This window comes from Meridianimaribacter flavus (assembly GCF_004366715.1).
In the GTDB taxonomy this organism is placed as follows: Bacteria; Bacteroidota; Bacteroidia; order Flavobacteriales; family Flavobacteriaceae; genus Gaetbulibacter_B; species Gaetbulibacter_B jejuensis.
The window spans coordinates 562,323-575,100 of record NZ_SOQZ01000001.1 but is presented as its reverse complement, the minus strand read 5'-3'; the positions used below and the strand labels follow the sequence as shown (position 1 = coordinate 575,100).

At 35.0% G+C, this 12,778-nt stretch carries 5 protein-coding genes; 1 reads left to right on the top strand and 4 read right to left on the bottom strand.

Annotated elements, in window-relative coordinates:
* Positions 1–131 precede the first annotated feature (131 nt).
* Complete coding sequence (locus A8975_RS02565) at positions 132–3,500, top strand: T9SS type B sorting domain-containing protein (protein ID WP_134198573.1); 3,369 nt, start codon at positions 132–134, stop codon at positions 3,498–3,500.
* A gap of 23 nt (positions 3,501–3,523) precedes the next feature.
* On the opposite strand, the gene A8975_RS02560 is transcribed toward A8975_RS02565, so the two are convergent.
* From A8975_RS02560 to A8975_RS02545, 4 genes are read right to left on the bottom strand one after another with little or no spacing between them, the layout of a single operon-like run.
* Positions 3,524–5,641, bottom strand: coding sequence for a glycoside hydrolase family 97 protein (locus A8975_RS02560; protein WP_134198572.1), 2,118 nt, complete (start codon positions 5,639–5,641; stop codon positions 3,524–3,526).
* Positions 5,642–5,651: 10 nt separating this feature from the next.
* On the bottom strand, positions 5,652–7,310 hold the full coding sequence (locus tag A8975_RS02555) for an alpha-amylase family glycosyl hydrolase (RefSeq protein ID WP_134198571.1): 1,659 nt from the start codon (positions 7,308–7,310) through the stop codon (positions 5,652–5,654).
* 33 nt (positions 7,311–7,343) lie between these two features.
* A complete protein-coding gene (locus tag A8975_RS02550; RefSeq protein WP_134198570.1) occupies positions 7,344–9,227 on the bottom strand; it encodes an alpha-amylase family glycosyl hydrolase in 1,884 nt (627 codons plus the stop codon).
* Position 9,228: 1 nt separating this feature from the next.
* Complete coding sequence (locus A8975_RS02545) at positions 9,229–12,717, bottom strand: TIM-barrel domain-containing protein (RefSeq protein ID WP_134198569.1); 3,489 nt, start codon at positions 12,715–12,717, stop codon at positions 9,229–9,231.
* Positions 12,718–12,778 lie beyond the last annotated feature (61 nt).

The following is a 12,778-nucleotide window of genomic DNA, read 5'->3' as shown; positions in this document are numbered from 1 at the left end:
ATTGATTAAATAACATAATGACTCAACAGAAAAACATGTTTAAAATAACGATTATTTCTGTTTAATGATGGGGAAAAGAGGCAATTAAACTGTTTTAATATTATATTTGATAGTATTCATTACAAACAATAATGCCTTGTAGCTCAATACATAAATTAAAACTTAAACTAACTCGAAGTAAATCATTACAGCTTTCAACAAAAAAGCGAATTGACCTAAGAGCAAAATTGTTTGGAATAACATCTCAATTTTCAAGTAACCTACAGAAGTCTTTTTGTAGCTTTATTTTACTTTTTTTTTCAACGTTTAGCTACGCGCAACTACCTGATTTCAACTTAAACGTTACTGCTGTTAACGAAACTTGTTCTGGTAATGGTGCTCTACAAATGGAAGTTTCCAATACAGCATCAGGAGCTGATATTACATATACACTTTACATTTTACCTGACGACTCTACTCCTGTTGCTCAAACATCAACCAACTCATTTAATAATCTTTTTGCAGGAAACTACAAAGTGGTTGCAACCCAATCGTTAAATGGAGACGAAAACACCCAAGAGCAAGAAGCAACTATTAACAACTTAACTACTGAACTGGATTTTGAAATTAGCCATACAACTGCTACATCCTGTAACCAAACTGCCACATTAATTGTAAATGTAACATCTGGTGACGCAGCATTGTATGAAATTACTTCTGGACCAATAACTGTTGCACCACAAACCTCAAATGAATTTTCCAATTTAACACCAGGAACTTATGTTGTACGCGTATATGATGAATGTGAAAACGCACTATCTAAAACCTACACATTAATTCTTGGCGAAAATGACATTACTATTGAGCAATCAGTACTTCCAGTTGTTTATAGCTCTTGTTCAGAAATAGAAATAACCAATAGCATCAATGCGCCTCCTGAAAACCCTATAATTTATCCGCTAACCATAACTTATACAATTTATCCTCCTGATGGCTCTCCTGAAATTGTAATTGTTGAAGAAATGACCTCAGGACCTGAGCTACAATTTAACATTAGCCAAAGCATTATGACTTTTGGTGAAGAAACATTTACAGTAAACATTACAATTACTGATGCTTGCAACAATGTTTTTGAAAGAGATAATGAAATTGACCCAAACCCAAAAGTAATGTTGTTTCCTACTGAAGCATACTGCGGAAAATTTTTAAACCTTATAGTAAACAACTTCTTACCTCCTTATCAAGTTGAATTTATTGAAGCTCCTGAAGATTTTACACCTTCAGTTTATAATGAAGAATATCCAGGACCTTACAACAATAATGTTGTAGTTTTCGAAACAGAAGGAAACCCTGTACCTTACGGAACATACACTATAAATCTTATAGATGCTTGTGGCAGATTAGGCACACATACTCTACTCTTAGAAGAAATTCCTCTAGAGCCAAATCTAGTAGTTAACAATACAGGGTGTTCGGTAGACTCTGGCTTTATAAATGTTTCAATTCCAGATCGAGAAATTGTATCTGCTACAGTAACTGTAGCTCCAGTATCTTATGAAAACACCTTACCAGATGATATTTCAGAAAACATCAATAATGGCGCTTTAAGTTTAAGTAATTTAGGAAGTGGAATTTATACTATACTAGTTATTGATGATTGCGGAAGTGAATACATCATTGAAACAATTGTTCCTGAATTTGTAATGCAAGAACTATCAGTTATAGCAAAACCAAATTGCTTAACCGAAACCGGATCTTTACGTCTTGCTAGTGGACATGGTAGCCTTACTTCAGTTTTAATTTCATCGGCTCCATCTAACTATACACCTTCACTTCCTGATGATGTAAGTGAAAATATAGCTGACTCAGGTTTTTTCTTTATGAACAACCTTCCTGCTGGAGATTACACTTTTGAATTAGTTGACGAATGCGGATTTCAATACACTGAAAATGTTTACATAAATGCATACATCAGCACTCCAAGTGCTTATACTTTAAACAGAAACTGTGGTTCTTTTGATGTTGGTATTAACGATTCTGACGATTCAGTAGTTTCAAAAACCTATTGGTTTCAAAGGTATTTTCCTGAAACCGAAACTTGGGGACACCCAAATACTGGAAGTCCATATACCGAAGGTGATATTCCAAATAGCTCTACAGCCATTCAAATTTTGAATGAACAAACCATTTACAACATTTTTTTAACAGGAGAATTTAGACTTATAAAAGTATTTCAACCATTCAACAATCAAAACCCTGACGATTTTTGTTTAGATATTTTTGCAAACTTCTCAGTGTTTTCAAACCTTGTTATTTCTGGTGTTTATAATTTAGGTTGTGATGGTGGTAGCGGACCATCAGATGTTATTGTAGACGTTGTTGGCGTTGGTCCTTTTAACTTTAGTATTATTTCGCCTTTTGAATTTGATAATGGTGAAAGCAACACGTTCTTAAATTTAAATGCAGGAACTTATGAGATAAAAGTTGAAGATGCTTGCGGAAATATTGAAAACACTGTAATAAATATTGAAAACCTATTACCAGTTGTAAATATTACCCAACCTGACAATCTACTGTTCTGTACTGATACCAATAGCAATTCTGAAACCTTTAGTTTAAACGATCAAAATGCATTAATTCTAGGTAATCAAAACCCCAATAATTTTACCGTTAGCTACCATCTCAATCAAGCAGATGCTAACTCAGGCGATAATGCACTACCTAACAACTATACAAACACAAACAATCCACAAACTATCTATACAAGAGTTATTCATAACACATTAGATGTTTGTTATGCAACTACCTCTTTTCAAATTCAAATTGGCGATATTCCTGTTGTTGATGACGATCAAACTATTTCTATTTGCGATGGAAGCACTACAACATTAACAGCAACATCAGGTTATGATGCTTACGAATGGTCTACTGGAGAAACTTCTCAAAGTATTTTAGTAAACCAAAGTGGAAATTATTCGGTTGCTGTAAAGAATATGTACGGTAACAATAGTTGTGAGGCTATTCAAAATTTCACAGTCTACACCTCTAGTATCGCAACTATTGAAAACATAGAAACTATTGATTGGACCGCTAACAGCAACTCCATTTATGTTTCAGTTTCAGGAACTGGAGATTATGTGTTTTCTTTGGATGGTATTATTTATCAAGAATCAAATGTTTTCACTAATCTTCCAGCTGGTTCTTATACTGTTTTTGTCAAAGATTTAAATGATTGTGGTATTGTTACTGAAGACGTTTCAATATTGAACTACCCAAGTTTTTTCACTCCAAACAATGATGGTTACAACGATTATTGGCAAATCATAGAATCGCAAACCGAACCTAGTTTAGAAGTCACCATTTTTGATCGATTCGGAAAAATACTAACGTCTTTTTATGGCAATCATTTTGGTTGGGATGGTACGTATAATGGAAACAATATGCCAACTAATGATTATTGGTTTTTAGTGAAACGTGCTGACGGAACAACTCATAGAGGTCACTTTACTCTAAAAAGATAAAAAGCTCCTTTCGGAGCTTTTATTTATTTCTTAAAAATACTAATTGCAAAACCACCACCTTCTGCTAATTTCACAGAAAGATTTGAGCCTTTTGATACTTCAATTTTTTCAATTATGATGTCTAGTGGATTATCGTCCCAATGTGCTTCATCTCCATCTCTGTAAATTACAGCTTCGTAGCTTTGGTTATCATCTAAAAAGTCGAAAGTTAAGTCTATTGCTCTCGCATTTTCATCTGTAATACCACCAACAAACCAATTACCTGTTTCGCGCTCTTGTCTTGCTATGGTTACATAATCTCCAACCACACCATTCAGCACTTTGGTTTGTTGCCAATCTACTCCAACATCTTTTATAAATTGAAGTGGCTCTGGGTTTGCTTCATAATGTTCTACCAAATCAGCAGCCATTTGTATTGGACTATAAATCACCACATACAATGCTAATTGCTGAGCAATCGTAGTGTTTACCTGATTGTCTGGTTTGTATTCATCAAACTTAATATTGAAAATTCCTGGTGTATAATCTATTGGACCAGACAACATTCTTGTAAAAGCAACTATTGGTAAGTGCTCTGGTGGATTACCTCCATCACTTGCCCAAGCATTAAACTCTTGCCCTCTTAAACCTTCGCGAGAAATGATATTAGGATAAGTTCTTCTTAAACCTGTTGCTTTAATAGGTTCGTGCGCATTAACTGCGACGTCGTATTTAGCGGCTTTAATGGCAGCATTGTTATAATGATTTACCATATACTGTCCGTGATGGTATTCTCCCTTTGGAAGTATCTTACCAACGTAACCTGATTTTACCGAGTGCATGCCATATTTTTGCATTAAAGCATAAGCAGTGTCTTGTTGCTTAGTATAAGTTTCGGTTGCTGCCGAGGTTTCATGATGCATTATAATTTCTACACCTTTTTCTTTAGCATATCGTGTAACCTCATCAATATCATAATCTGGATAAGGTGTTACAAAATCGAACACACCTTCACGGTCTTCAAAACCAATCCAATGTTCCCAACCAGTATTCCAACCTTCAACTAAAACACCACCAATGTTATTTTTTGCTGAAAAGTCTATAAAACGTTTTACATTTTCAGTATTTGCTCCGTGTTTTCCGTGTGCACCTCCTGTATCTGTCCACGTACTCATATTCTGAGTCATCCCATAATCCCAAGAGGATTTTCCTAAGTGCATTTCCCACCAAACACCTGTATACTTCATTGGTGTAAACCAAGATACGTCTCCTAGTTTATTTGGCTCGTTTAAATTTACGATTAACTTTGATTCTATAAGCTCTGGTGCACTATCTGAAATTTGAATTGTTCTCCAAGGTGTTTCAAAAGGTAACATTCGTTTTACCTTATAATCGGTATTTTCTGAACCTACTAAATTACTCTTTAAATCAAGGTTTTTAGTATCTACTTTTAAGGTCATTCCTGAATAATCTATCAAAGCTGCTTCGTGAAAACTTAAATGTGTTCCATCTGTACCAACCATAGTAACTGGTGTATTTACAGCATTTTCCGGAATATACGTTTGCGCTAAATTTTTATGGTTTGCAAACTGTAAGGCATCAACCTCTGATAACTTTGTAGTATTGTACAAATGCTCATAAATATCCCAATCTCCAGGAATCCAAAAGGTGTTGTAATCTTCAGTTAAGTTAAACTCCGTATGTTCATCCTTAATTAGTGCTTCTTTAAAGTTAGCTTGTTCTGGGAATTCATATCTGAATCCAATACCATCGTCATATACTTTGAAAACAAGGTTTAGTTTTCGTTTTAATTCTGATGTTTCTTGTAATTCAACTCTTAATTCATTGTAATGGTTTACTACATCTACTTGTTCTCCCCAAGGCATTTGCCAAGTCTCATTGAACGTGCTTGTTGTTGTATTTACAATATTGAAATTATCCTTTAAAGCTTTAGCATTTGTAAACTCAAACCCTAAGTAAGAGCTATCTACTACGGTTTTGTTATTGAACATTACTGTGTAAAACGGTTGTCCCTGAGCATTAAGGTTGAAATTTACTTTCACTTCACTATTTGGCGAAGTCACTTCAGTAATATGTTTTTCCTTTTGATTACATGAAAAGAAAAGGACTGTAAGGATTAATGGGATAAGATTGAATTTCATTAAGATTGATTTATTGTCTTTCGATTAAAATGATATTAGCATTCGAATTTATGATAATTTTTCCATTTTCTACAGTGGCTTTAACACCAGAATATGCATCTTGAAGTTTATCTCCTTCTTCAAAAACTTTAGAAACATCGATAACTTTTTCGCCTTTTGGTAAGTCTAAACCAACAATTACCAAATCTTTAAAGTCTCCTTGCTGATAGCTTCTGTAAAATAAATAAGGCTCTTGGGTTATCATTTGATGCTTACCAGCGCCTACAGCAGGATGATTTGTTCTGAATTGTCCTAGCTTTTGCCAATGGGTTAGCACTGCTTTTGTTTTTGGGTCTGAATTTACAGCTTCCCAATTCATAAATGAACGTAAGGTAGCATCACCTTCAGTGCCTTCTATAACCAATGATCTTGCAGACTCATCTCCATAATAAACTTGTGATGTTCCTGGTGATAGTAATAATCTATTTGCGGTTTCGTATGGTTTTTCTCTTTTAGCATCAAACGGACTACCATCATCGTGAGAACTTAAATAATTTAATGTTCCAAAACCTTTTAATGGACCTTTTAAACTATCATTATATTTTTTAAAAGCGTCTTCATAACTCAACTCTTTTGAATTCCATTTGAATTCAAAATTGATTAAGCTTTGAAAACTTGGTGGATTAAAATAGTTCACTTTTCTATCTCCAAAATCGAACCATTGGCCACCTGAAATTCCGTAGTTATACACTTCGCCAACCAAATAGAAGTCGTTACCGTCTAAAACCTTATCTGGATTGTTCTTCTTATACGTTTCAAATGCATAATCACATTCTTTTTTAAACTCTTGCCATACATATTCTTCGGTGTGTTTTACGGTATCTACACGGTAACCATCAATACCAAAATCGGTAATGTAATCCGTTAACCATTTCATTATATAGAAACGTGGAGCTCTTGGATGCCCTGTTCGTTCAAAAAAAGCATCGAGCTCTTTTACTTCTTGGTCGTAACGACCTTCAGCTTTCCATTTTTCTACCAATTGTGGTGGTAGTTCTACATTCTCGTTGCTTTCTGTTTTTATATCCGGCAGATTAGCAACAAGTGTACAGCTTATAGTGTTATCATAACTATCGTAAGTACATTGTTTATCTGTTCTTACCCATTCTTCTGGCCAAACTGGGTCTTTTTCTGTTACAGGACCTGTATGATTGATTACTGCGTCTAATACTACACGAATACCTTTGGCGTGTGCTTCCTTTACCAGTTCTTTTAAATCTTCTTCAGTCCCAAAGTTTGGGTCAATTTTGGTCCAGTCTTTTGCCCAATAACCGTGAAAACCATAAGTAACACCTGTGCCTTCGTCTGTTCCTCCATGGATTTGCTCTACAATTGGTGTCATCCAAATGGCATTGATGCCCAAATCGGTAAAATAGCCTTCTTGAATTTTTTGTGTAATTCCTTTGATGTCGCCTCCTTCAAAACCACGCAATTTTCCTGTTTCTCTCGTCCTGTCAAAGTTGACATCGTTGGAAGTCTCACCATTATTAAATCGGTCTGTTAATAAAAAATATAGGTTAGCACCTTCCCAAACAAATGGTGTTTCTGGCTTTGGTGCTTCTTGTTTTTGTTCTTGATTGCAAGATATTGCTAAGGTAATCGTAAGTATTACTAGAATTAGTTTTTTCATTGGTGTTTATTTTCTGCGTAACTTGAATTCAAATTATTCATTGATTTTTAGAATGAAAGATTCCAGAGGCTTTATATCTATGCGGACTTGGGCTTTGCCTTTTTCAACTTTTAGGGTTGAAGTATAAGCTTTGTATAACTGGTCTTCAACTTGATAATCTCCATCTTTCAAATCCAATTTTGACACCAAATCTTCTGGTAATTGCAGCTCAAAACCATAGGTGTTTTCAGTATTAAAGTTTGAAATAACAATGAGTTTTTCATCTTCACTCCAACGTGCAAAACTTAAGACTTTATCGTTGTACCACTCAGTATGTTGCTGATTATAGTGTTGCAAATCTTGATAGTCTCCCATTAAGGCATCACTGCTAATTGTGAAGTTTAATAAGCGCTTGTAAAAGTCTCTCAATGCTTTTTCATCTTCGGTAGATTGGCCACCATCAAACTGTTTATTGTTTACCCAACGTACAACGCTTGGCACACTTCCATAATCGAAAATTGAGGTTCGTGTTGGGTCGCCAAAACCTAAATCTTCCTCAGCTTTTTCGCCAAATTCCTGACCAAAATATATCATTGTAGGTGATGTGCTTATGGTTGCAGACACTACCATTGCTGGTTTTCCTTTTTCGGCATTACCAGCAAAATCTGAACTTGCAATACGTTGCTCATCGTGATTTTCTAAAAAGTGAAGCATATGATGCTCAATATCTTTTAAATCCTCTTGAATTGGCGGAATATTGTACGTGCTTCCGTGGCCTTGCATAACGTGTTTTAAGGTGTCATACAATTGTACCTTGTCGTACAGGTAATCCATTTTTCCTTTTTTTATGTAATCTCTGTACAAATGCGGTTGGTATACCTCAGCCAATAAAAACGCATTAGGATTTTTCATCTTTATGTGAGAATTCATATAACTCCAAAATTCCACAGGCACCATTTCTGCCATGTCAAATCGGAAACCATCCACTCCCTTGGCTGTCCAATACAAAGCAATATCCTTGAATTTTATCCAAGAACTTGGTACGGTTTTGTCTTTCCAAAAGTTATAATGTGCTTTGTAATCTTCATTATCGAAACCTTCTGGCAACTCATCAAAATCTTTTTGACCTTCTGGATTTATTCCATAGTTAACCTTTACTGTTTCGTACCAATCGTTCATATCTGGCTGTGATGCTCTTGAACCATTACCAGTCCATTTTGCAGGAATTTCTTCAAACTTGCCGTCTACTTTCAAATGATTTTCGCCACCTAGAGGTTGATAGCCGTTTTTCCAGTTCGGCACATTAAACGATTCTCCTGGATTGTAATAAAAGTTGTTATTAACTGCATAAGTCACAGTTTTATCATCTTCTACACCAAAATCAGTTGTGCCTTCAGGATTTGTTAAGCTTTGATAGTTTCTCGCCACGTGGTTTGGTACAATATCTATTAACACTTTTAAACCTGCGTTGTGCGAACGCTCGATTAAAGCTTCAAACTCTTGTAATCTATTCTCAACATTTTCGGCCAAATCAGGATTTACATTATAGTAATCTTTAACCGCATAAGGCGAACCTGCACGACCTTTTACAATATCTGGGTCGTCGTTAGAAATGCCAAATTCAGTATAATCAGTAATCACATCATGATGTGGCACACCTGTGTACCAAATATGTGTGACTCCAAGATCTTTGATTTCAGCAAGTGCTTTATCTGTGAAGTCATTGAATTTACCAACGCCATTTTCTTCTAAAGTTCCCCAAGGTTTGTTGTTGGTATTGGTATTTCCGAATAGTCTTGTAAATACTTGATAAACGACTTCTTTCTTTTTCATCACTGACTTAGTTTCTTCAGTTTTTATAGTTTGTCTTGGCTCGTTTTTACAACTAAACACTATTGAAGCGACTAAAATTAGAGTAACTATATATCTTGAACGCATATTATTTGTTAAGCTTTATTTTAATTTCTTTTTTGGTTGAAGTATTCCAAGTCACATCAAGTCTTAAGGTTAAATTATTGATATTATAATCACCTTCAACTTTTTGACTTCCTATTTTTATTGTTTTTGGTGTTTTAGAAATATTATGAATAACAAGCTCTATTTCTTTTGTTTCACTTGAAAAATGCTTGCCTATTTCGGCATTAAACTCAAATTCTAAATAGCGTTGATTGCTTTCAGATTTGAATTCGAGAATTTCGTAGTTTCCATTTTCAAAAGCATTAATAGTTGAACCATTGTCATTATACATTTGATAATCACTACTTCCTACTTCTTTATCAAAATAATAATGAAGTTCTAATACCGAACCATTATAGGTTTTTGTTGATTGCATTGGTTTTGCCATAGGAATAAAACTTCCGCCTCTCACAAATGTTGGTATGCTATTCTCTTTTATTTCGTAATTAATTGGATGACCTCCTTTGTATAATTCATCGGAATAAAAATCAAACCAATTAGATGTTTTTGGCAGATAAATCACTTGATTTTTTGCTCCAGCATAAGTCACTGGTGAAACCAAAATATCACTTCCCCATAAATAGGCAGTATCATCACTATATAAAATATCTTTACACTCTTCAAAAAACAATGGTCGCATTAATGGTGCTCCTGTTTGGTTGTTTTCAAACATGAGGTTGTAGTTATAAGGCAACAACTTGTAGCGTAATTCTATGGCTTGTTTCGCCAAAGCTTTGGCTTTCTCACTTCTAAAAACCGGTTCACTAGGAACGTCTTCTTGTGCATGAGGTCTATAAATTGGTTGAAAAACGCCATACTGAAGCCAACGCACATACAGTTCGTCATCAAGGTTTGCTCCTGCAAAACCACCAAGATCACTATGCATATAGGCTAAACCTTGCATTCCCATTTGCAATGCAATTTCTGGCTGACTTTGCAATCCGCCCCAAGTTCTGTTGACGTCTCCAGACCAAGGCACTAAACCATAGCGTTGCGAACCAGAATAACCAGCACGCATTAAAATAAATGGTCGTTGATTTGGTAAAGCTTCATGAAAAGCATCTTGGACTAGTTTTGCCCAGTCGTGACCAAAAGTATTATGAACTTCATCAGCTGTTCCTGTTGCATGAATTACACTGGAAGGATGTACTTCAGGTTCTCCTAGATCTCCCCAAATTCCAGTTACACCAAGATTCAACAAGTCTTCATTTATACCTTTAAACCAATTATAACCTGACTTACTATACACATCTACCAAGCCTGTGTTTCCGAAGAAAAAATCATAGGTTGCTGGATTGCCCAAACTGTCTTTTGCTAAAGCGTTGTTGGTAACTGCTTCGTTCCAACGGTTAGATGTTGTTAATATAAAAGGTTCTGTAATGAGAATTGTTTCTACATTTTTGCCCTGTAATTCCTTAATCATTTGTTTTGGGTTTGGGAACGAATCTCTATGAAATTCTAAATTACCCATGGTTCCCATAACCTCTTTTCCAAACCAATATAAATCCAGAATCACTGCGTCAACAGGAATATGTTCTTCTCTAAAAGCATCAATGGTTTTTAATGTTTCTTTTTGAGAATGATAACCAAATCTACTTGAAAAATTTCCTAAAGCCCAACGAGGCAACATAGGTTGTTTTCCTGTTAAATCGGTATAATTATCTATGACATCATACCAAGAATCTCCAACAATGACTTGATACGTTTTACGACCAGAAATGGTTTCGTAAGTTAGTGTATTGTCGCCTTTGCTATCTAAATCTAAATATCCTATTGGAGCATTGTCAAAATGTACCATATACTGTTTTGACGACATTACAATTGGCAAGGTAAAATTCATTAACTCACTTGTAGTTTCATAGCCATAATGCGCTTTATTATAAAGCTGCAAACGATGACCACGACGATTCATTCCTAAAGCTCTTGCTCCAGCTCCATACAACACTTCATTAGGTGTTAGACTAAATTGAATGGTCTCAAAAGCATCGTTTTTTTGGTAGCCATTTTTTTCTGAAATGACTTCTTTTCCGTCTTTCCAATATGAAATATTGAAAGGCGATTTGGTTATAAGAACTGATAAATCTTTAGATTTTAACGTCACTTCTGAATTGGTTTCAGAAAATTGAACATCTGAAAATCCTTTGTTTAAAACCACTGCGTGAGATGGTTTTGCGCTTGCAGTTTCACCTTTTGGCAGAAAGGTGGTTTCTGTAATTTTAGATGTAAAGAATTGAATGTTATATGAACCATCAGATACTTTCACGTTTAGCTCATCATTGTTAAAAGAAGCATTAACAAACTCACGCGTTTTTATAGCATCTTGAAATAACCACGTAATAGCTTCTTCAAAATTTTCTCGCCATAATGTTTCGTTGTGTTTTCCGTCAGGAACAACTTTTGACCTTATGTTTTCAGCAGAAAAACCATTGTTTTTTAAAACAGAAATCATTTGATTCATGTCCTTAACAGTCTGACTTATCTCATCAAAACCAGCTTTTTCACCTTCTTTTCCTCCTGCAAGGAAATACATTTTTGTATCGTTTAGATTTGCATGTGATTTTGTGTAATTTTCAATTTCTGGTGCAAACCAAAATGCTGGTGAATACACACCTACTTTCCCGAATACGTTAGGATATTTTAAGGCTGCATAATGCGAAATTAAACCTCCCATTGAACTCCCAAAAATAGCTGTGTGCTTTTTATCTTTTAAGGTGTTGTAATTAGCATCAATGTATGGTTTTAGTGTATTGACGATAAACTCTAAATAGGCATCGCCTTCGCCTCCGCCATATTTTTCATTTTTGAAAGGTGAATATTCATCCAGACGCTTATCTGCGCCATTATCAATACCAACAACTATAAGCTTTAAATTTTTATTTCGGAATAGTTTATCTAGTGTTTCATCAACACTCCATTCATTTGAATATGAAGATGTTTTTTTATCAAATAAATTTTGTCCGTCGTGCATATACACAACAGGATACGATTGATTTGAGGTCTTATAATCTGCTGGCAAATACAACCAAACACGACGTTTACGGTTGAGTTGCGGCATGTTGAACGTATCTGATAGAACTGTAACCTGCTTTGTGACTGTTGAAGCATTTTCAACATCAAATAAATTGTCCCAACCTACTATCTTTAGTTTTAAAGTGTCTGGTTTACTACCAAATGTGTAACTACGATTTTCAATAGCAAAACCTTTATTATCACACTCAACAGAACTCCAAGCACCTTGCGTAAACTTGAAATTAATTGTGCCTTCGCTTTGAGGTAATGTGATGGTATAACGACCATCTTGTAACTCTAATTGATAGGCTTTTTGTCCTCCAGACCAACCTTCAAAATCGCCTGAAATAAATATCGAAGCATTTTCTGGTGTTTCCTTTGGCACTTGCTCTACAACAATAGTAACTTGAGCAAACGTTGTTTGGAATAAAAGAAGACATAAGATGTAGGTTAGTTGTTTCATTTTTAATTTCGTTGTTCGTTTTAAGAAATTATACTCAAGACTTCTCGACTGCACTCGAAGT